Consider the following 22927-nt stretch of genomic DNA (forward strand, 5'->3'; position numbering starts at 1 on the left):
TTGATGATCCAGCTTTTTTGTTTGTTAACTATTTCGCTTAAAACTCTGCGTTGTTAGGATAGCGCGGAAAAGCAATTACATCTCTGATATTGGTCATGCCAGTCACAAATAAAACCAGGCGTTCGAATCCCAGGCCGAAACCAGCATGTGGTGCTGACCCAAAGCGGCGGGTATCTAAATACCATGATAACTCATCCTGCGGAATGTCCATGTGCGCCATGCGTGCCGTCAATTTTTCCAGGCGTTCTTCCCGCTGTGAGCCACCGATAATTTCACCAATGCCCGGGAAAAGGATATCCATAGCAGCAACAGTTTGTCTTCCCTCTGCATCAGGCTCATTTTGGCGCATGTAGAAGGACTTAATATCTGCGGGGTAGTCCGTTAGTATCACCGGTTTTTTAAAGTGCTTCTCTACGAGGTAACGCTCGTGTTCAGATTGCAGGTCGGCACCCCATTCATCAATAAGGTATTTGAATTGTTTCTTCTGGTTAGGTTTCGACGATTTTAATATAGCGATAGCTTCGGTATAGGTGAGCCTTTCAAAATCATTGTTAAGGCAGAAATTCAACTTATCCAATAAGCTGAGTGCACTGCGCTCATTTTGCGGTTTTGATTTCTCTTCTTCTAGGAGCCTGTTATTTAAAAACTCGAGTTCTTCTTTACAGTTGTCGAGTGCATAGCCGATCAGATATTTCAGCATCTCTTCAGCCAGCTCCATATTATCTTCAAGGTCTGCAAAAGCAATTTCCGGTTCGATCATCCAAAACTCAGCAAGGTGCCTGGTCGTATTTGAATTCTCCGCCCTGAAAGTTGGTCCGAAGGTATAAATTTGTCCGAAGGCCATGGCGGCCAGTTCGCCTTCCAATTGTCCTGAAACTGTTAAATTGGTCGCACGGCCAAAGAAATCTTCTGTGTAATCAACTTGCTGATCAGCAGTACGTGGTACGTGGTCAAAATCCAGGGTAGTTACTTTAAACATTTCCCCGGCGCCTTCGGCATCAGAAGCAGTAATGATAGGGGTATGCATGTATACAAAACCCTTGTCGTTGTAAAACTTGTGAACAGCGAACGCTAATGCATGGCGGACTTTAAAGATAGCATTAAAAGTATTGGTCCTGAAACGCAGGTGTGCAATTTCCCTTAGAAACTCAAGACTGTGTTTTTTTGGCTGCAAAGGGAATTTTTCAGGATCACTGTCGCCAAGGATTTCAATCGAAGAGGCTTTGATATCCAGTTTCTGGCCTTTTCCAAGAGATTCAACAACGGTACCCTGCACGGCAATAGCTGCACCAGTATTGATGCGCTTCAATAACTCATCAGGTGTATTATTAAAGTCTACCACAATTTGAATATTGGCCATACAGGAGCCATCATTTAAAGCAATAAACTGGTTGTTGCGGAAGGTCCGCACCCAACCCATTACCGTTACCTCACGGTTAAACTCGGTACTTGACAGCAGGTCTTTTATTTTTTCTCTTTTAATCATGATCTATTTTTGCAATAGCGTCAAAAATAAGAATTTCATTCTATAAAAAGTAACTGCTTATCTATTTTTGAAAATACGTCAGAAATAGGATGAATTTTTTTAAATCAGCTATAAAAATCTAGTATTTATTTATTTAGTTGTATTAATAAGGTTTAAAGTGATGGAAAATTTATATAATATGTTTTATAAGGCTATTATTTACGGATTAAGTATGAATAAATAGGTGAATTGTGTTAAAACATGAAATAAATAAGGTTTATACCTTATAAAATAGGTGTATATTGTTTAATGATTGGAAATAGAGTGAAAATTTCACTGGAAAATGAAAATAAAACTCCTAAATATTGGAAATGTGGATATTGTAAGTATATTTGTAATGCTCGTTTAATTTTATATTTGGTTCAAGAAGCCGTAGGTACTCACTCCTGCGGCTTTTTTGCGTTTACCAGGATATCATATCTTTCCTTGTTGGAAGTGAAGAAATGAGATACTACTAGAGATCTTTGGATTTACCTTCGGTTAAAATTAACGGAAGAACAAGAAATGGGGTGGAGTAAGCAGGGGCCTGACAGGGACCTGCTATCGACCTGGTACCGGAAAGCCGATCGCAGAGCGCCTTGAGGTAGGTAGTAAGTACATGTGATCTGTTATTGATCGTTTAGTTGTCGGTCAACAATCGCCAAGCTTTATACTATACTGATGTACATCGAGATTATAGCTCATGGTATCAATAAAAAAGGCTGCTCATTTTATCAATGAGCAGCCTTTTACTATTTGTGGAATTGAATTAAGCCAATACTTTGGTTACAAGATCAGCAGCATCTTTCAATGCGATTGCTGAATAAACTTTTAAACCAGACTCATCAATTAATTTTTTAGCTTCTTCAGCGTTAGTTCCTTGTAAGCGACAGATAATTGGAACAGGGATGTTGCCAATTTCTTGATAAGCATCAATTACACCCTGAGCTACACGGTCACACCTAACGATACCGCCGAAAATGTTAATTAAGATAGCTTTCACATTTGGATCCTGAAGGATAATGTTAAAAGCAGCTTTAACCGTTTGCGCATTTGCAGTTCCACCAACATCTAGAAAGTTTGCAGGCTCACCACCAGCAATTTTAATGATGTCCATCGTCGCCATCGCTAAACCAGCACCGTTAACCATACAACCAACGTTACCGTCTAATTTTACATAGTTAAGGTTTGATTCACTAGCTTCAACTTCAGTTGGATCTTCTTCTAATTTATCACGCATTGCTGCGTAATCAGGATGACGGAATAAAGCATTCTCATCTAAATCTACTTTAGCATCTACAGCAATAATTTTATCATCTGATGTTTTTAAAACCGGGTTGATTTCAAACATAGCAGAATCTGTACTGTCGTAAGCTTTATAAAGAGCGGTAACAAATTTTACCATTTCTTTATGTGCTGCGCCAGTTAAACCTAAATTAAAAGCAATTTTACGTGCCTGGAAGCCCTGCAGGCCAACTTTAGGGTCGATTTCTTCTTTGAAGATCAAATGAGGCGTTTTTTCCGCCACTTCTTCAATGTCCATACCACCTTCAGTAGAATACATGATGATATTAGTGCCGCTGGCTCTGTTTAACAAAACACTCACATAGAATTCTTTTGTTTCAGATGCACCAGGATAATAAACATCTTGTGCTACTAATACCTTATTAACTTTTTTGCCCTCCGGGCCAGTTTGTGGTGTAACAAGTTGCATTCCTAAAATAGCAGTTGCTCTTTCGGTAACTTCATCCAGGTTTTTGGCAAGCTTTACGCCACCGCCTTTACCTCTGCCTCCTGCATGGATTTGTGCTTTGATCACAACCCAGTCAGAATTGAATTCAGTATTTATTCTTTTTGCAGCTTCTACAGCTTGCTCTACCGTCTCGGCTACAAAGCCTTCTTGTACGGATACTCCAAAACTTTTAAGTATTTCTTTACCTTGATATTCGTGGATATTCATTTGCTGAAAAAATTTGCTCAAATCTACCATTTAGGATTGGTTTTAAAAACTTATTCTAATCTTTATTGTAAGTTTGCGTTATGCTGAAAGCTACAGGTATCAAAAAATCTTATGGAAGCTTGCCCATTTTAAAAGGGGTAGATTTTGAAGTCAATAAAGGAGAAATTGTAAGTATCATTGGTGCATCCGGTGCAGGGAAAAGTACATTATTGCATATTCTGGGAACCCTAGATAAGCCGGATTCCGGAAACGTAGAGCTTAAGGGTGTGAACGTCAATCGCTTGTCTGGTGAGCTGCTTAGTGTGTTCCGTAATAAAAACATCGGTTTTGTTTTCCAGTTTCATCACTTACTTCCTGAGTTTACAGCTTTAGAAAACATCTGTATTCCTGCTTTCATTGCTAAAAAGAGTAAAAAAGTGGCAGAATTAAAGGCACTGGAATTGCTGGACTTGTTGGGCCTTACAGACCGTGCCCATCATAAACCGAATGAGCTTTCTGGTGGCGAACAGCAGCGTATTGCCGTAGCCCGTGCCCTGGTTAATGATCCGGCCATTATTTTGGCTGATGAACCTTCTGGAAACCTTGATTCTGCTAATGCCAATTCTTTGCACCAGTTTTTTCTTACCCTGCGTGATAATTTTAAACAAACTTTCGTTATTGTTACTCACAATACTGGTCTTGCTGACATCAGCGACCGGGTAGTAACCATGAAGGATGGACTAATTATATAAGATTTGAAAGTATTAATTACCGGTGGCAATACGCCCTCGACCTATAAAATTTTAAAGGCTTTTGATGGATACCAAATCCTGCTGGCTGATTATGGGGAAATTCCTGCCTTTACAGCAGACAATTATCAGTTCATTAGCCTCGGTGAAAAAAATGAAGAAATTGTTGCCCATCATTTGCTAAATGTATGCCTTGATCATGGTGCCGACGTGCTTTTACCGCTGCATGAATTTGAAGTTACTGCAGTTGCCAAGGCCATGATTTTGTTTGCCGAGTTCAACATCCAAGTGCTTTTACCTGAACAAGCCGATCTGCCTAAGTATTTTCAAAGCCAGGAGGATGTTCCTAAAGGTAATAATTGGGGTCTTTTTGCCAGGGGCGAGCTCATTTATTCACCTGCTCCTGATGTAGCAATGGTGGAGATAGGAATTGAAAAGTCCTTAAATGGTGTGTTTTATGTTCCTCAAGAGATAGAAGGTTTAACTGCAATACTCTACACCATACCCTGATGGATACGGGGAAATTAATCAGAGAAAATGATGCCTTCATTTTCGGCTTCGATAATGTGCTGTATCCGGAAAAAGATTTCTTTTTGCAGGTATATTATTTATTCGGACAGTTTGTGGAGTATAGTGAACAAACTGATGCCAAGGCGATCCTGAATTTTATGCAGCAAACCTACGCTGAGCAAGGGCATGAAGGAATATTTGAAAAAACTGCAAGCCATTTTGATATCCCTGAAAAGTATAAACTTAACTTTGACCTGCTCCAGAGAAATGTTAAGCTTCCCCTTAAATTATTGCTGTTTGAACCTTGTTTGAACTTTTTAAAGGCTATTGTAGCAGAAAGTAAACCTATATTTCTATTGGTTCCCGGCACTCCGGAAGCTCAGTTGAATAAAATCCGGCAGGTAGACTGGCAAGGTTTGGAACAATACTTGACAGTATATTTTTCAGAAGAAATAGATGCCGGATCTGGTGATCAGGGCCTGTCTTATTTGGTTGATAATAACCAGTTAAAAGGTAAGAATTTATTGCTAGTCCACGGGGAAGATCATGCTGCTGTAACTGTTCCAGATGCTACCTTGAATTATTTAAGTGTTGACAGACTATTTTTGTCGTAATTGCGTATATATTAGTTGTTTAACCGCTGATTATTATTAGCTAAAAATTCTCTTATGAATAGTCGTTTCTATATCTATAAAAACGTGCTGCTAGCTGCTGCTTTAAGCGCAGCTTTGATCAGTTCCTGCAAGAAAGATGATCCCCTAACGCCATTAGTACCACCTGTTGATACTACCTATACACCGGGGGTTGGCACAAGGGCAGAGTTGACTAAAGATTCTATTTTCCTTTATGCAAAGGAAATTTACCTGTGGAATGAGTCTTTGCCTAGCTATGGTGTGTTTAATCCAAGGCAATACACTTCTGCCAGCGATGACCTGGACAATTATAATGCTGAACTCTTTGCCATTACGCAGATACCAATAAATCCGGCAACAAGCCTACCATATGAGTATGCTGGAGTAAATACTGATTTCCCAAAATATTCTGGTATTACTGACATCACAACGAACAATTCTGCGCAGGCGTTTGCAGCTAAAGAAAGGGCTGACGTGGAATTAGATGGCACAGGTTATGATCTTGGAATTTACAATTTTCGGGCGCTTGGCCAGGAGAATAATTATAATTTATATGTAAGGGCCGTGTTTCCTAATTCACCAGCTGATAAAGTTGGCATAACGCGAGGGGCGATTATCAATAAAATTAACGGGAGGGCCATCGGAAGTGATTTCAACGCTGAAATTAGCAGCATTAACAGCATTTTTGATGACACGCGGGCTTCATCTACTGTTTCGGGTGTAAAAGTTGATGGAACTACGTTTACAGATGTTGTTTTAACCAGGATCAAATACACCAGTAGTCCGGTTTATAAGACCAAGACCCTTACAGCTGGAACCAAGAAAATCGGATACCTGGCACTTGCGCAATTTTCAAACCTGGAAAGTAATGCCAAGGCACCGCTTGATGCTGCCTTTAATGCCTTTGTGACTGATGGTGTCACTGATTTAATTATCGATCTTCGTTATAATGGTGGTGGCTTTGTGAGTACAGCAGAATACCTGATTAACTTAATTGCACCATCTACTGCGACTGGAGTCATGTTCAAAGAAATTTACAATAAAACCATGCAAGATGGAAAGGCGGTTATTCTTGAAAAACAACCGCTCTTAGATGCTGATGATAAAATACAGTATTTTCCAGATGGATCTATCATTACTTATGCAGATATTGATTATTCTATTGAGGAGAATACATTTGATTTCAGTAAAATAGGGAATTTATCTAATGTCACTAATGTGGTATTTCTGGTTACCGAGAACACAGCCTCAGCGAGTGAATTAGTCATTAACAGCCTGAAACCTTATATGAATGTGAAAATTGTAGGTAAACAGACTTATGGTAAACCGGTTGGTTTTTTTCCAATCAGGCTAGAGAACAAATACGATGTTTACTTATCTATGTTTGAAAGTAAAAATTCCAGAGACGAAGGGGGTTACTATGCCGGAATTGTACCGGATGTTGTTGATCAAAATACAGCTGCTTTGTATGAGGATGCTGCCCATGACTTCGGCGACGCTGAAGAAAGCTATACAAAGAATGCGATTGCCCTATTAGCTCCAGCTGCTACAGGCAGATCTTCAAATGTAATCATGAGCATTCGTGGGAAAAAAGTTAGTGTGGCATCTAGTTTAAATATCAAAAAGGAATCTGAGTCGGCTAAACAGTTTGTTGGTATGATTGAAAACAGGCACCAATTGAAAAGAAACAAATAAGCTGGTTATTGCTTTTTCATCTGAAGTTTCTCTCTGAAAATACTTTGTAAATCTCTTTCACGGTCAACGTTATCCACGATTTCGAGGATGGCGTTGGCTGCTTTAATGAAGAACTCCTGGTTAATATTTTCGAATTTATCCGTTGCTTTGTGGTAATCTTTATGGTCTTCCACGCCAAAGTAAATGAAAGGAATATTCACGGCATCAAAGGCACCCTGGTCACTTTGATAGGTCCAGTCATCTACTTTTTGTTGTGGATTATCATGTCCGAACAAGATTCTTAATCCCGGTACCGTATGTATCATGTACTTTCGTAGTTGGGGGTATTTATAGGTGCCAGCTGCAAAAAGTTGCCCTCTGTCGTTATGGCTGATCATATCCAGGTTGATATTCATCTTGATCTTTGATAAGCTCACCGGTGGATTTTTTACAAATGCAGCTGAACCTTTCCATCCTTGTTCACCCGCATCGAAAGCGACAAATATCATGGTGTGGTTGGGTTTGGTTTTGCTGTAGAAAGCGGCAATTTTAAACAAGCCGGCTACGCCTGAGGCATTGTCATCGGCGCCATTATAGATCTCGTTATTGATTACGCCCAGGTGATCGTAGTGAGCAGAGATCACAATTACATGATCCGTTTTCCCCGGTACATAACCTACAATATTATAGCCGTTAAGGGTTTTCTTATGGTTGTCAATAAAACTGAACTCCTGTTCATAATTGGGCAGGGCAGTCATGGGTGATAAACCGATGGATTTAAAGCGTTTTTTGATGTAATTTTTAGCCATTTCTGACCCCTTAGTGCCTGTCCGGCGACCTTGATAAACATCAGATGATAATTCTTTAACGTCTTTTAAAAGCTGCGGTGCATTTTGAGCGCTGGAATTTGAACTATCAACCGATCTGCAACTAAAGAGCATTACCAGAGGTACTAATATGTAAATTCTCATGTCAGTTTTTTTAGTTTTTGTTAAGCTCGTCAAGCGAGATGACAATTAGATGATGTAATATATCAATTTTTTAGTTGTCTAAGACATGCTTTTTAAAAACTTTTGAGATTGTAAAAATGCTGTTTACGATGATGATGTTTTTCAAATAAATTTAAAACATTAATAATACGTTAGTCTGATCACGCCGGCCATTTTCTTTGCCAGCCTGATTACCTGACGGGTATAGCCATATTCGTTATCATACCAGGCATACAACACCACAGATTTATTGTCTTTCGCCATGATGGTTGCAGGGCCATCTATGATTGCAGCATGGCTGTTGCCAATTAAATCGGTGCTCACGAGTTCATTCGATATGGAATATTCAATTTGTTCTGACAGGTCACCAGATAGGGCGGCTTGTTTCAATACTTCTTTAACCTCATCCATCGTGCTCACCTTATTCAGGGAGAGGTTTAAAATGGCTAAAGAAACATTTGGCGTAGGTACGCGAACGGCGTTGCCGGTAAGTTTTCCACCCAGGTGCGGAATGATCTTGGCGACAGCCTGATCAGCACCAGTTTCGGTTATGACCAGGTTTAACGCTGCTGAACGTCCCCTGCGGTATTTTTTGTGGTAGTTATCTAAAAGATTCTGATCGTTGGTATAGGAATGAACGGTTTCAATGTGTCCTTTTTCAATGCCGAAAGCGTCATCTATCAATTTTAATACAGGCACAATGGCATTAGTGGTACAGGATGCATTGGACAAAATGTTTTCCTTGTTGAAATCTATGATCAGGTCGTTAATGCCGGTAACCACATTGGGGATGTCACCTTTTGCCGGTGCGGTTAATAATACCTTGCTGATTCCTTTGGCCTGTAAATGCCTGCTTAGGCCTACACGGTCCCTGAATACGCCTGTGTTATCTATCAATAGGGCATCCTCTATCCCGTAGGCGGTATAATCCACTTCTTCAGGTGTTTTGGCTGCTATGAAATTAATGATCTGCCCGTTTACAATCAGTGACTTGTTATCGAAGTCTTCAAGAATAGTTCCCTGGAATGGACCGTGTATGGAGTCTGTACGTAACAGTTCAGCTCTTTTAATAAGTTCTTCATCACTATAACTCCTGGTCACGATGGCACGAAGACGAAGTTGCTCCCCTTTACCAGCCTGGAGAATAAGCTCTCTTGCGGCAATCCTTCCTATTCTTCCGAAGCCATACAGAACCACATCCTTCGGCTTAAGCTTAATTTTATCTTTACCAATGTGTTTGCTGAGCTTACTGATGATAAAATCAAGTGCAGAAGGGTTATTATTGTCTTCTTCCAGCCATTCCTTTGCTAATCTGCCAAGGTCAATGCGGGAAGGGGCAAGGCTGCTTTTTGAAATAGCAATGGCCAGTTCGAGGGTTTGATAGATGCTGATGTCTCTACCGCTGATTTCCTTTGCATATTGGTGATGCGCCAGGATTTCACTGCTGCCCACATCAAACAATGGCTTGCGGAACAATACCAGTTCAATGGACCTGTCGAACCATAACTGTCCCACAACATTGATCAATTCTATTGCTTTTTTTTCTTTTTCAATCCAGCTTTGAAACTCTGATTGGTATTTTTTTAGCATCTCGGAAATTTGGTTAGAATGCCACAAAAGTAAAAAAGATTGAGTGAGAACCCAATCTTTTTAAATTATTATAATGTCTTAGCAAGGCTATGTAAATATTGTTACCCCAGGTAAGATTTAAGGATTTTACTTCTTGAGGTATGACGAAGACGTTGAAGCGCTTTATCTTTAATCTGACGGACACGCTCACGGGTTAGGTTGAACTTTTCACCAATCTCTTCTAATGAAAGGGGGTGATTAGTGCTTAGGCCAAAGAAAAGGACAATTATTTCACGCTCACGTTCTGTAAGGGTAGATAATGAACGTTTAATTTCTTCAGAAAGAGATTCATTGATTAAACTGCTGTCCGTATTTGGCTCATGGTTCTCCAGTACATCAAGTAAGGTATTTTCTTCACCTTGCACAAATGGCGCATCCATTGATACGTGACGGCCTGAATTACTTAGCGTGTCAGAAATCTTATCAACAGTAGTTTCCAGGATGTCTGCCAATTCTTCAGGAGAAGGCTCACGTTCAAATTCCTGCTCTAATTTAGAGAATGCTTTACTGATTTTGCTTAATGAACCTACCTGGTTTAATGGCAAACGAACGATACGGCTTTGCTCAGCAATAGCCTGTAAAATAGATTGACGAATCCACCAAACTGCATAAGAGATGAACTTAAAACCTTTGGTTTCATCAAAACGCTTGGCAGCCTTAATTAATCCAAGGTTTCCCTCGTTAATTAAGTCGCCCAAGGTCAATCCCTGATTCTGGTATTGTTTAGCAACTGAAACTACGAAACGTAAGTTGGTCTTGGTAAGGCGCTCTAACGCTGCCTGATCGCCCTCGCGTATTTTCCTTGCTAAAATTACTTCTTCTTCGGCGGTTATTAAATCTACTTTACCAATCTCGTGAAGGTATTTATCTAATGATTGACTTTCGCGATTGGTAATGGATTGCGTGATTTTGAGTTGTCTCATTTATGTGCTTTGGTACTCGTTATGTATTTTGACGGGCAAAAGTATGAATTTAAAAGGTATTTACAGACATAAAATCCTGAAAATGTTACACTTTACGCCATTTATTTATATAATATCCTAACAACAAAAAGTATTCCACAAATGTTTTGTCAGTTAGGTGAAATTCCGTATTATAATAAGCCTTTATTACTTAGTAATCAGTGTTATAATTTCGAAAAACATACTTAAACAGGGACATTTAACCAGTAATAATTGTTTGTCTGTGGAGTGTCAAAATTTTATTCACATGAATAGCAAATGCCCTTGGTTGCTGATTTTGGATTAAATATCCGTAAGTTTAAAAGTTTGGCCCAGCCTGATTCCTTTTTCTGTTTGTTGCACGGTACAGCACTCATTAACAGGGTCATGCTCCAGATAAAGGATGTAATTTTGATCTGCGGCCTCTTGCAAAAACGCCTTTTTTTCGGTCAGTGTTTTCAAGGGAAACATGTCATAAGCCATCACATAGGGCAGGGGGATGTGGCCCGTCGATGGCAGAAGATCGGCCATGTAAACTATAGTTTGATTTTTATATTTAATTTGTGGCAGCATCATGGCGTCAGTATGTCCGTAAGCGAAACGGATATTGATACCCTCATGAAACTGTACCCCTTCATTGTCCTGGATAAACTGCAGTTGTCCGCTTTCCTGAATTGGCAATATGTTATCCTTTAGAAAGGAGGCCTTCTCCCTTTCGTTGGGGTTTACCGCCCATTCCCAGTGTTTTTCGTTGCTCCAGTACACCGCGTTTTTGAAGGCTGGCACCAGCCGGTCACCTTCGCGCATAATAGCCCCTCCGCAGTGGTCGAAATGCAGGTGTGTCAAAAACACATCAGTAATGTCATCTCTATGAAAACTCTTTGCCGACAAAGACCTGTCGAGTGTATCATCGCCATGCAGGTAATAGTGGCTTAAAAATTTCGTATCCTGTTTATTCCCTATTCCATTGTCAACCAAAATCAATCTGTCGCCATCCTCAATCAATAGGCAGCGCATGGCCCAGGTACACAAGTTGTTTTCATCTGCCGGATTGCTCTTCTGCCAGATTGTTTTAGGGACAACGCCAAACATAGCGCCGCCGTCGAGTTTAAAAAGACCTGTGTCGATGGTATATAGATTCATATGCTGCGTATTGGTTCTGCTATGTAAATGTAAAAAAAAACCTGCTGGAATTCAGCAGGTTCTGTTTATGTTTATCATCGCTTACAAGTGGATCACTTCGCCGTATGCATCAGCGGTAGCTTCCATAATAGCTTCACTCATGGTAGGGTGTGGATGAACTGCTTTCAGCATTTCATGTCCTGTGGTTTCCAGCTTACGGGCTACAACAATTTCAGCAATCATTTCAGTAACGTTGGCACCAATCATATGTGCGCCAAGTAGCTCTCCGTATTTAGCATCATAAATGATTTTAATGAAACCATCTTTGGCACCTGCAGCACTTGCTTTTCCGGAAGCAGAGAATGGAAACTTTCCTACTTTTAATTCATAACCTGCTGCTTTGGCCGCTTTTTCAGTATAACCAACAGAAGCAATTTCCGGTGTGCAGTAAGTACATCCAGGAATATTGTTGTAATCTAAAGGTTCAGGGCTTTGACCAGCAATTTTTTCTACACAAATAATTCCTTCCGCAGAAGCAACATGCGCCAGTGCTTGTCCGGCAACAATGTCACCAATTGCATAGTAACCTTTTACACTGGTATTGTAGAACTCATCTACAACAACCTTACCTTTTTCAGTTTTAATGCCTGTTTCTTCAAGGCCGATATTTTCGATGTTAGCAACAACACCAGCTGCAGATAAAACAATATCGCATTCCAGGGTCTGCATTCCTGAAGCAGTTTTTACCTGAACTTTACAGCCAGCACCACTTGTGTCTACAGACTCTACACTGGAAGAGGTCATTACCTCGATACCTGCTTTTTTAAAGCTGCGCAATAATTGTTTAGAGATGTCTTCGTCCTCAACCGGAACAATGTTGTCCATAAATTCTACCACAGTAACTTTAGTACCCATAGTCGCATAGAAATAAGCGAACTCCACGCCAATAGCGCCAGAGCCAACGATAACCATTGATTTAGGCTGTTCTGGCAACACCATGGCTTGTCTGTAGCCAATTACTTTTTTGCCGTCTTGTTTCAGACTTGGAAGTTCTTTTGATCTTCCTCCTGTTGCCAGGATTATATTTTTTGCGGTGATTTCTTTTTGAGAACCATCGGCTGATTTTACATCAACTTTATTTCCGGGCTTTACTTTCGCTGTGCCCATGATTACTTCAATTTTGTTCTTTTTCATCAGGAATTGAACACCCTTGCTCATGCCATCTGCAACACCACGACTACGTTTTACAACAGCAGCAAAGTCAGCTTCTGCACCAGCGGTTTTAATGCCATAATCTGCAGCATGGTTGATGTATTCAAATACCTGAGCGCTTTTTAATAAAGCCTTGGTTGGTATACAGCCCCAGTTAAGGCAGATCCCGCCTAAAGATTCACGTTCCACAATTGCGGTTTTTAAACCCAGTTGAGATGCTCTTATTGCAGCTACATATCCTCCGGGACCGCTGCCTATTACTATTAAATCGTAGTTCATATCTTAAAAGGAATAACTTAATATGTTCCAAAATTAAAAAAATAGTTGATATATAAGCCCTAAAGATTATTATGAAGAGGGGTTTTGGCGTCCCATTTACAATTTCCCCGGAAAATTACAAATGGATGTTCAGAGTTTATAATTAATTAACATTGAAATACAAACTGTGTGATTGATAAATATTTATCTTTGCGCCAATATTTTCAATAACTAACAAAAATTATAAAATTCATCTAAAAAGTATGAAAAAAACTTTACTATTTAAAATTGTAGTAATGCTATTTGTCTTTGTAGGGTCGTTTTCTGTTGTTCAGGCACAGGTAACCACATCTTCAATGAACGGCGTAATTTCCGATGCTACCGGACCCTTGCCTGGTGCTAGTGTTAAGGCAACACACACACCTTCAGGTACAGTTTATTCGGTCTCTACAAACAATGCAGGTCGTTTCACTATGGGAAACATGAGAGTTGGCGGGCCTTACACTGTTGTAATCAGCTTTATTGGTTTTCAACCTGCCACAGTTACAGATGTATTTCTAAAGTTAGGGGAGAGCTTCACAGTTGATCATCAACTAAGCGACTCAGGAACTGCATTGAGCGAAGTTACTATCCAAGGCGTGGGTGGCAGCAAAATTAACGCTCAAAAAACCGGTGCAAGTACCAATATCTCAAGCAGAGATCTTGCGACTTTACCGACCATTTCCAGAAGTATTACAGATTTCACCAGATTAACGCCTCAGGCTAGTGGCAATAGTTTTGGCGGTCGTGATGCACGTTACAATAACATCCAGGTAGATGGTGCTAACTTAAATAATAACTTTGGTTTAAGTAATGATCCTCTTCCAGGCGGTGGTTCTCAGCCGATCTCTTTAGATTCTTACGATCAGATTTCCGTTAACATTGCTCCTTATGATGTAAGACAAGCTGGATTTACTGGTGCAAACATCAGTGCAGTAACAAAAAGTGGTACAAATGAATTCCACGGTACTGCTTATGGTTTCTACAGAGATCAAAGCTTCTTAGGTACTAATGTTGGTGACAATGACATCAGTGCTTCGATTGCTGATTCAAAATCTAAAACCTATGGTGTGAGCATCGGTGGTCCGATTATTAAAAACAAGTTGTTCTTTTTCTTAAATGCAGAGAAGGAATCAAATACAAAACCAGGCATGAGTTTCTCTGCTAATGGTTCTAACGGTTCAGGAACAACTTCTTCCACTTCCGTTGGTGATTTGAAACAAGTTTCTGATTACCTAAACACTAAATTTAATTATAATACAGGTTCTTATACTGATTTCCCGTCATTTGCTACTGAAAACCATAAGATCCTCGCTAAAATTGATTGGAATATCAATGACGCAAACAAATTGACGGTTAAATACAGTGATTTTGTTGGTACAGATGACCAATCATTAAACAATACCAGTATTCCTAATGGTGGTGGCTTTAAACCAACAGGTCTTGGAGCAAACATTTCCAGGTTACCTAACAACCGTTTCGGACCAAAATCTTTTGCTTTCTCGAATTCAAATTACGGATTTAAGAATGTTACCAGAAGTGGTACCGTGGAACTGAACAGTAAAATCAGTGACAGGTTATCTAACCAATTGTTGTTAGCAGTTACTAAAAACCAAAGTACACGTGATTTTGATGGTGGTATTTTCCCAACCATCGATATTTTTGATGGTAACGGTGGTAACTACATCACTGCAGGTATGGATCCATACACGCTTAATAATGATGTAATCAATGATGTTTACAGCTTTACGAATAACTTAACTTACTATGCAGGTAAACATACACTTACCGGAGGTCTGACTTATGAGTATCAAAAAACAGGTAACATGTTCATGGCTCCTGCAAATAGCTATTATGCATATGACTCTCTGAGCGACTTCTTAAACGACAGGGCACCTATTTATTATGCATACACCTATTCGTTGATCCCCAACCAAAGTGCTATCTATTCAGCCGAGTTAAAGATTGGTCAGGCAGGTGCTTATATCCAGGATGAATGGAACATTAATGATAATGTTAAATTTACTTTTGGATTACGTGCTGATATGCCTATTTATCATGAAGATCCTTTGAATAACCCTGCAACTTCTGCTTTGCAGTTTTATGGAAGCGATAACAGCACGCTTAGAAACTATACTACTGATCACTGGTCTAAAAACAGAATCATGTTATCTCCAAGATTTGGATTCAGGGTTACATCTGATGATAAATCAAGTGTGTTACGTGGTGGTCTTGGTGTGTTCACAGGAAAGATTCCTTTTGTTTACTTAACCAATATTCCTACAAACACGGGTATGTACCAGTTTGGCGGATCAATCACTTCCCGTACGACTTTAGCAAATATCAAATTAAGCAGCGATCCTGCAGCTTATGCAAGTTTATTCCCAACTACAGCAGGTACTTCTTCTCCATCAAACGTTGTATTCATGGATGATGATTTTAAATTCCCTAAAGTTTTTAGAGTTAACCTTGGTTACGACAAGAATTTAGGTAGTGGCTGGACTGCAACATTCGATGGTTTATTCACCAAAGATGTTAATGCGGTGAGAATGCGTAATGCCAACCTGGCTAACGCTAACGGAATCATCAATGAAGGTGATTTAACAAGACCACGCATTATTGGAAATAACAGGTTAAATAGCAATATTAATTCTGCAATTGTTTTAGAAAACACAGGTAAAGGTTATGCTACCTCTTTAACTGCTCAGTTATCGAAAGCTTATTCGCACGGATTCTCTGGATCAGTTGCCTATACTTTCTCAGCTGCTAAAGAAATCACTGCTAATCCAGGTAACCAGGCGAGCTCTGTATGGAATTCAAATCCTAATGTGGGTACTTCCAACTATATGGAAATGGGCAACTCTGCATATGCAGTTCCTCACCGTGTAGTAGGTAACGTTTCTTACCGTTTCGAATACTTAAAGCACCTTGCAACAACAATCTCTGTGTTCTATGAAGGTTCCAACCAGGGTTTATACAGTTATGTGGTTAATGGTGACATGAATGGTGACGGAAACAGCAGTACTGATTTAATGTACATTCCAAGACCGGGTGAAACCAGATTTGCAAATTATACCAGTGGTACTGGTGCAAATATTGTTACTTATACTGCAGGTCAACAAAATGCTGCTTTCGAAGAATATATCAGCAATACACCTTACTTGAAAAATAACAGAGGTCAGTTTGCAAAGCGAAATGCTGCTTTATTACCTTGGTTTAACAGAGTTGATGTCAGGTTATTACAAGACATCTTTGTTAATACGGGTAAAACTGGTAAACAAACACTGCAATTCAGTGCAGATGTGATCAATGCAGCTAACTTGATTAACAAAAACTGGGGTACTTATCAACGTCAAATCATCAACAATCCTTTAGTTTACAAAGGACTTGATGCGGCTACAAACAGACCTAACTACAACTTGCAAAATGTAGGTGGTGAGTTGATCAAAACGCCTTATCAAGATAATATTACTGTATCAAGTACATACAGCATTCAATTAGGATTGCGTTATATTTTTTAACTAGTTCTTTCAGAAAAGCCGTGTCATTTAAATGGCGCGGCTTTTTTTGTTGGATGGAAATGCATTTTCTCTTCAAGATAAAGGCGTAATATAAGTGCATGGTTATGCTCCTGGTCCTTTGCACCATAAACCAATGTTACTTTCTGATGCTTTTCAACAAGTTCAGTCAACGCTGTAACTGCCTCATTTTTCACTAACGCTGCCCTGTATTTCGAATCAAATTCCCGCCATCTTTCAATCGGATCTTCATGAAACCATTTTCGCAGTTCCGGTGTTGGTGCAACTTCTTTAAGCCATAAATCAATATTCGCCTGGTCTTTTTTTATCCCCCGGGGCCATAAACGATCAATCAATACCCGGTAACCATCGTTGTGGCCAGCAGGGTCATAAATTCTCTTTATTTGTATCATGGCGACTGTTGTTTTTCCGCCCATTCTTTCTGTATCCTTTCTGCTTCCGGATCTTTATGGAAATCATAAGGAAGATTAGATTTCATAGTTTGTGAGTAAGGAATATTCTGTGGTATGAAATCTTCATCATGATTGGGTTTACTGTAGTCGTAAGGCCAGCGATAAACGGTTGGAATTTCTCCCGGCCAGTTGCCGTGGAGGTGTTTTATAGGGGCGGTCCATTCGAGGGTGTTGGAACGCCATGGGTTTTGGACAGTTTTTTTGCCATAGAAAATGTTATAAAAGAAGTTCCATAAAAATGTAAGCTGACCGAAGGCGGATACGATTGCTGCCCAGGAAATAAATCTATTCACATTAAGCCATTTCTCCATGAATTCAAATTCAGTAAAGGCATAATACCGTCGTGGTACACCATCTAATCCCATAAAATGCATTGGAAAGAACACCAGATAGGCACAAACAAAGGTGATCCAAAAATGGATATGGCCCAGGCCATTATCCATCATGCGTCCAAAGAGTTTCGGATACCAATGGTAGACACCAGCCAGCATACCGAAAATGGAAGCACAACCCATGACAAGGTGGAAATGGGCAACCACGAAATAAGTGTCATGGACATTAATGTCGATGGTTGCGTTTCCAAGAAATAAGCCGGTTAAGCCTCCGGAAACTAAAAAGGATACGAAACCGATCGCAAATAACATGGCAGGTGTTAAATGCAGGTTGCCACGCCAGAGTGTAGCGAGGTAATTAAAAGTTTTAATGGCAGATGGAAGTGCAATGAGCAGGGTGGTGATCATAAATACACCCCCTAAAAAGGGGTTCATCCCTGAAACGAACATATGGTGCCCCCATACTAGAAAAGAAAGCACCAGAATACCGAGGAGGGAATATACCATGGCATGGTAGCCGAAAATAGGTTTGCGTGCATTGGTGGAGATGACCTCCGAGACGATCCCGAAAGCGGGAAGAATGGCGATATAAACTTCCGGATGGCCCAAAAACCAAAACAAATGCTCCCATAAGATGACACTTCCCCCTTCGTTGGGTAAAACTTGTGAGCCCATCACAATGTCTGATAAGTAAAAACTCGTTCCGAAGCTCCTGTCAAATATAAGAAGTACCACTGCAGCCACCAGAACAGGGAACGTCAATAATCCTAGGATCGCTGTAAAGAAAACTCCCCAGATGGTAAGCGGCATTTTCCATAGGTCCATTCCTTTAGTGCGCATGTTTAATACCGTACTGATGTAATTGATGCCTCCCATTAAAGTGGAAACGATGAACATGAATACACTTAGCAGCCAGAGCGTCATCCCCAGGCCTGAACCGGCGATCGCTGTAGGGAGCACTGACAAAGGTGGATATACCGTCCAGCCCGCGCTTGCAGGGCCACTCTGGACAAAAAATGAACTGAACATCACTATACAGGCACTGAAAAAAAACCAATAGGACAGCATATTCAGGAAGGGAGAGGCCATATCCCGGGCGCCAAGCTGCAAGGGGATGAGTAGATTGCTGAAGGTTCCGCTTAAACCTGCCGTTAATACAAAGAAAACCATGATGGTTCCGTGAATGGTGATCAAAGCCAGATAGAAATCTGGTCTGATACGTCCACCTTCTGCCCATTTACCCAAAAAGGTTTGTAAGAGGGGGTAACTTTGATCTGGCCAGCCAAGTTGAATCCTGAAAAGCACTGTCAAAAACAAGGAGAAGAAAGCCATAATAATTGCTGTGATCAGGAATTGTTTGGCAATCATCTTATGATCCCTGCTAAATATATATTTTGATACGAAAGACTCTTGATGGTGTATAGTTGTAGTTTCCATAACATTTACAGCAAGATTTTTGAGAGAAATTAAAGCAGGTCGCCTGGAAATTGGGCTTCGGATGAATGATCTACATAAATCTACAAATTATAAATGTATTTACATACAATTTGAACAACAAGTCGTTCGAGTAGTATTTATTCAAAAAAAAGCCACTTATGTTAAAATAAGTGGCTTTATATGGGAACAGCTAATGCTGGTTCTGAGTTATGGTGTAAATTTCTTAGTTATAAATATAGGTGCCATTTTCACTCTTAATGGTCACTTGTTTCTGAGCAGCGGTTTCCACTTTGCCAATTATTTGTGCATCAATATTGAAGCTCTTCGATATGGCAATGATTTCTGCAGCAATTTCCTGAGGAACATATAATTCCATTCTGTGACCCATGTTGAATACTTTATACATTTCTTCCCATGCGGTACCAGATTCTTCCTGTATAAGTTTAAACAACGGAGGAATTGGAAACAGGTTGTCTTTAATGACATGCACGTCATCATTAATAAAATGAAGCACTTTAGTTTGTGCACCACCACTGCAATGTACAATGCCATGGATTTGCTTGCGCCAGCCGGCTAAAATCTTCTTGATCACCGGTGCATAAGTACGGGTAGGTGATAAAACCAGTTTTCCAGCCGTCACTACTGTTTGCTCATCAATTTTTATAGGGTCTGTTAAACCTTTACTGCCTGAAAAAACCAGGTCAAAAGGAACAGAAGGATCATAACTTTCAGGGTATTGCTGCGCAATGTCTTTATTAAAAACGTCATGTCTTGCAGAAGTAAGACCATTGGAGCCCATACCGCCATTGTATTCTTTTTCATAACTGGCCTGTCCGTAGGATGAAAGTCCTACAATAACATCTCCCGCCTGTATGTGGTGGTTGCTGATCACATCTTCACGTTTTAAGCGGCAAGTCACTGTAGAATCAACAATGATGGTACGTACAAGGTCGCCCACATCGGCTGTTTCGCCACCGGTAGAATAAATAGAGATGCCCTGTTCACGTAAATCAGCTAAAACTTCTTCTGTACCATTAATGATGGCCGCAATCACTTCTCCGGGTACCAGGTTTTTATTTCTGCCGATTGTTGAAGATATCAAAATATTCTCTGTTGCGCCAACACATATTAAATCATCAATATTCATGATGATGGCATCCTGGGCAATTCCTTTCCAAACAGATATATCACCTGTTTTTTTCCAGTAAACGTAAGCCAGGGACGATTTTGTGCCTGCACCGTCAGCATGCATGATGTTGCAATATTCCTCATCCTGACCTAAAATATCGGGGATGATTTTACAAAAAGCCTGTGGAAATATGCCTTTGTCAATGTTTTTGATGGCCTGGTGCACATCTTCTTTAGAGGCAGAAACGCCACGTTGATTATACCTGTTATCACTCATGTTAGGGCAAAGATAGGAAACAAAAAAAAAACTCCTGCTTTTTAGGGCAGAAGTTATAAAACTAATTAATTATGCCTGCTTATTTTAAAAATAACAGCTCTCTGAATTTGATTAATGGCCATACGCTATCATCAACAATTTGTTCCAATTTATCGGTATGGTAACGGATGGTGTCAAAGTAACTTTTCACATTCACATCATAAGCAATTGCTCTTTCACGCAAGTCTTCGATCTTGTTGGTTACTTTACGTTCCTCTAGCATCGCATCAATGCTGGTTTTTACAATTCTAAGGTGTTCTGACACCTTGGTGATGATGGCAACAGGCGTTTCCAATGCTTCACCATTTAAGCCAAGTTCTTTTAATCCCCTGGCATTTTCCAATAAGGTATTCTGGTAAGCAATAGTTGCAGGAATGACCATACTGTTGGCCATTTCGCCCATTACCCTTGCTTCAATTTGAAGTTTTTTGAAATAGCTCTCTAACAAGATCTCATGGCGGGCTTCTAATTCACGTGCACTGAAGACGTTTGTTTTAGCGAATACTTCGATCGTTTTTTCGCTTACATAAGCATCTAAAGCTTTAGGGGTAGTTTTAATATTAGATAATCCACGTTTAGTAGCTTCATCTTCCCACTCCTGGCTATAGCCGTTTCCTTCAAAACGGATATCTTTTGATTCTTTAATATATCTTTTGATAATGGTTAATAAGGCAACGTCTTTTTTCTCACCTTTTTTAATCAGTTTATCTACCTCAACTTTAAACTTAGTCAGCTGATCAGCAACGATTGCATTTAACACGGTCATTGGTGATGACGAGTTTTCAGAAGAACCAACAGCTCTTAATTCGAATTTATTACCCGTAAAGGCAAAAGGCGATGTACGGTTACGGTCAGTGGTATCAAAATTGATTAGCGGGATTTTAGGTATACCTAACCATAAAGAATCTTCACTTTTCACTTTTTTGATCATGCTGCGTGACAATTCGATTTCATCTAATACGTCATTCAACTGCGAGCCAAGGAAGATAGAGATAATTGCTGGCGGAGCTTCGTTGGCACCTAAACGGTGATCGTTGCTTACCGAAGCAATACTTGCCCTTAATAAGTCTGCATGTTCGTGTACTGCTTTAATGGTGTTCACAAAGAAAGCAAGGAACATCAGGTTGTTTTTTGGTGTTTTACCTGGAGACAACAGGTTTTTACCTGTATCTGTAATCAACGACCAGTTATTGTGTTTACCGGAGCCATTGATGCCAGCATAAGGTTTCTCATGTAATAACACTTTGAAGTGATGTCTTAGGGCAACTTTTCCCATTAAGTCCATTAACAACTGATTGTGATCAATGGCAAGGTTGATTTCTTCAAATATAGGGGCACATTCAAATTGCATTGGGGCAACTTCATTGTGACGGGTTTTAAGAGGTATGCCTAATTTCAAGGCTTCGTTTTCGAAGTCTACCATGAAACTGAATACCCTTTCAGGAATTGATCCGAAATAATGATCTTCCAATTGTTGTCCTTTAGCAGACATATGACCAAATAAAGTACGGCCGGTTAACACTAAATCCGGACGGGCATTATATAAGGCAATATCGACTAAGAAATATTCTTGTTCTATTCCCAATGAAGCATTTACTTTAGTAATGCCTTTATCGAAATACTGACAAACTTCAACGGCTGCCTTGTCTAAAGCGCTCATTGCTTTTAGCAATGGGGCCTTATAATCTAATGCTTCACCGGTGTAGGAAACAAATACAGTTGGAATGCATAAAGTTTTACCTGCTTTACTTTCCATAATAAACGCCGGAGATGATGGATCCCATGCAGTATATCCACGGGCTTCAAAGGTGTTACGAATACCACCGTTAGGGAAACTTGAAGCATCTGGTTCTTGTTGTACTAAAGCGCTTCCTGCAAACTTTTCAATGGCACCATCAGCACTTGGTTCAAAAAATGAATCATGTTTTTCAGCGGTTGTTCCTGTTAAAGGCTGGAACCAATGGGTATAATGGGTTACTCCTTTAGAAAGTGACCAAGTCTTCATCGCTGTGGCAATATGATTGGCATCATCCTGATTGATTAATTCACCATGATTTATGGATGCACTTAATTTTTCAAAAACTTCTTTCGATAAAAAATCTTTCATTTTTTTCTTATCGAATGTGTTACAACCGAAAAACTCCGAAATTTTGGTTGTTGATCCATTTACTTCTGGTGAAATTCTGGATTGTGCCTCTTTTAATGCAAGTGTTCTTAAGGTTTTCATTGATTCGTTTAAAATTTGAACCAAAAATAAAGTATATTATTAATAAATCGCAAGGATTTATAAAAAATACCAAATAAAATGATAAAAAGTAATAGTTTCCATAGTTGATTTGTTGTAATAAGGCGGTTTTATAATATATGGGCGGGTTTTTGGTTTAAATTTCGATAGAAGGTGTTTTGTCGCTTACTGACTGCTGCGCTAATAAAATGAAGCTAATAGGAGCTTTTCATGGCTATAGGTAAGCAGCAAGCGTGTGTTGGTTTCATTATATTTTAAATTGAAAGGCATTCAATGGATT

General features: G+C 39.7%; 16 protein-coding genes. 5 read left to right on the forward strand and 11 right to left on the reverse strand.

Features of this window, described 5'->3' with window-relative positions:
• Positions 1 to 37: 37 nt before the first annotated feature.
• Both asnS and sucC read right to left on the reverse strand, forming a co-directional pair.
• Positions 38 to 1486 (reverse strand): asparagine--tRNA ligase, encoded by a 1449-nt coding sequence (gene asnS, locus WG905_RS13260; protein WP_339592215.1) that lies wholly within the window; start codon positions 1484 to 1486, stop codon positions 38 to 40.
• A 787-nt stretch (positions 1487 to 2273) separates the two neighbouring features.
• Positions 2274 to 3464 (reverse strand): ADP-forming succinate--CoA ligase subunit beta, encoded by a 1191-nt coding sequence (gene sucC, locus WG905_RS13265; RefSeq protein ID WP_339592216.1) that lies wholly within the window; start codon positions 3462 to 3464, stop codon positions 2274 to 2276.
• Between the two features lie 80 nt (positions 3465 to 3544).
• On the opposite strand from sucC, the gene WG905_RS13270 reads away from it, so the two are divergent.
• The 4 genes from WG905_RS13270 to WG905_RS13285 are packed head-to-tail and all read left to right on the forward strand — an operon-like array spanning position 3545 to position 7029.
• Positions 3545 to 4195, forward strand: a complete 651-nt coding sequence (locus WG905_RS13270; RefSeq protein WP_339592217.1) for an ABC transporter ATP-binding protein — start codon at positions 3545 to 3547, stop codon at positions 4193 to 4195.
• Positions 4196 to 4198: 3 nt separating this feature from the next.
• Positions 4199 to 4702: an ATP-grasp domain-containing protein gene (locus tag WG905_RS13275; RefSeq protein ID WP_339592218.1), complete on the forward strand. Its 504-nt coding sequence runs from the start codon at positions 4199 to 4201 to the stop codon at positions 4700 to 4702.
• Positions 4702 to 5316, forward strand: coding sequence for a haloacid dehalogenase (locus WG905_RS13280; RefSeq protein ID WP_339592219.1), 615 nt, complete (start codon positions 4702 to 4704; stop codon positions 5314 to 5316). The genes WG905_RS13275 and WG905_RS13280 overlap by 1 nt, the downstream gene beginning before the upstream one ends.
• A gap of 54 nt (positions 5317 to 5370) precedes the next feature.
• Positions 5371 to 7029 (forward strand): S41 family peptidase, encoded by a 1659-nt coding sequence (locus WG905_RS13285; RefSeq protein WP_339592220.1) that lies wholly within the window; start codon positions 5371 to 5373, stop codon positions 7027 to 7029.
• A gap of 5 nt (positions 7030 to 7034) precedes the next feature.
• On the opposite strand, the gene WG905_RS13290 is transcribed toward WG905_RS13285, so the two are convergent.
• The 5 genes from WG905_RS13290 to lpdA form a co-directional block, all read right to left on the reverse strand.
• Positions 7035 to 7979 (reverse strand): M28 family peptidase, encoded by a 945-nt coding sequence (locus WG905_RS13290; RefSeq protein WP_339592221.1) that lies wholly within the window; start codon positions 7977 to 7979, stop codon positions 7035 to 7037.
• 159 nt (positions 7980 to 8138) lie between these two features.
• A complete protein-coding gene (locus tag WG905_RS13295) occupies positions 8139 to 9587 on the reverse strand; it encodes a glyceraldehyde-3-phosphate dehydrogenase (protein ID WP_339592222.1) in 1449 nt (482 codons plus the stop codon).
• A gap of 101 nt (positions 9588 to 9688) precedes the next feature.
• Entirely contained in the window at positions 9689 to 10549 is an 861-nt protein-coding gene (locus tag WG905_RS13300; protein ID WP_062547391.1) for a sigma-70 family RNA polymerase sigma factor, read from the reverse strand.
• A 321-nt stretch (positions 10550 to 10870) separates the two neighbouring features.
• Positions 10871 to 11710: an MBL fold metallo-hydrolase gene (locus WG905_RS13305; RefSeq protein ID WP_339592223.1), complete on the reverse strand. Its 840-nt coding sequence runs from the start codon at positions 11708 to 11710 to the stop codon at positions 10871 to 10873.
• A gap of 81 nt (positions 11711 to 11791) precedes the next feature.
• A complete protein-coding gene (gene lpdA, locus WG905_RS13310) occupies positions 11792 to 13180 on the reverse strand; it encodes a dihydrolipoyl dehydrogenase (RefSeq protein WP_339592224.1) in 1389 nt (462 codons plus the stop codon).
• A 242-nt stretch (positions 13181 to 13422) separates the two neighbouring features.
• Here lpdA and WG905_RS13315 point away from each other — a divergent pair, with 242 nt between their 5' ends.
• Positions 13423 to 16719: a TonB-dependent receptor gene (locus WG905_RS13315; RefSeq protein ID WP_339592225.1), complete on the forward strand. Its 3297-nt coding sequence runs from the start codon at positions 13423 to 13425 to the stop codon at positions 16717 to 16719.
• Between the two features lie 23 nt (positions 16720 to 16742).
• Here WG905_RS13315 and WG905_RS13320 read toward each other — a convergent pair whose 3' ends face one another.
• The 4 genes from WG905_RS13320 to WG905_RS13335 form a co-directional block, all read right to left on the reverse strand.
• A complete protein-coding gene (locus WG905_RS13320; RefSeq protein ID WP_339592226.1) occupies positions 16743 to 17129 on the reverse strand; it encodes a DUF488 domain-containing protein in 387 nt (128 codons plus the stop codon).
• Positions 17126 to 18958, reverse strand: a complete 1833-nt coding sequence (locus WG905_RS13325; protein WP_339592227.1) for a cytochrome c oxidase subunit I — start codon at positions 18956 to 18958, stop codon at positions 17126 to 17128. Before WG905_RS13325 ends, WG905_RS13320 begins: the two co-directional genes overlap by 4 nt.
• Positions 18959 to 19181: 223 nt before the next feature.
• The gene (locus tag WG905_RS13330) at positions 19182 to 20363 is read right to left on the reverse strand and encodes an AIR synthase related protein (protein ID WP_339592228.1); all 1182 of its coding nucleotides are present in this window, start codon (positions 20361 to 20363) and stop codon (positions 19182 to 19184) included.
• Positions 20364 to 20442: 79 nt separating this feature from the next.
• Positions 20443 to 22629 carry a glutamine synthetase III family protein gene (locus WG905_RS13335; protein WP_339592229.1) on the reverse strand — a complete coding sequence of 729 codons (2187 nt, stop codon included), beginning with the start codon at positions 22627 to 22629 and terminating at the stop codon, positions 20443 to 20445.
• Positions 22630 to 22927 lie beyond the last annotated feature (298 nt).

This window comes from Pedobacter immunditicola (genome assembly GCF_037482985.1).
In the GTDB taxonomy this organism is placed as follows: Bacteria; Bacteroidota; Bacteroidia; order Sphingobacteriales; family Sphingobacteriaceae; genus Pedobacter; species Pedobacter immunditicola.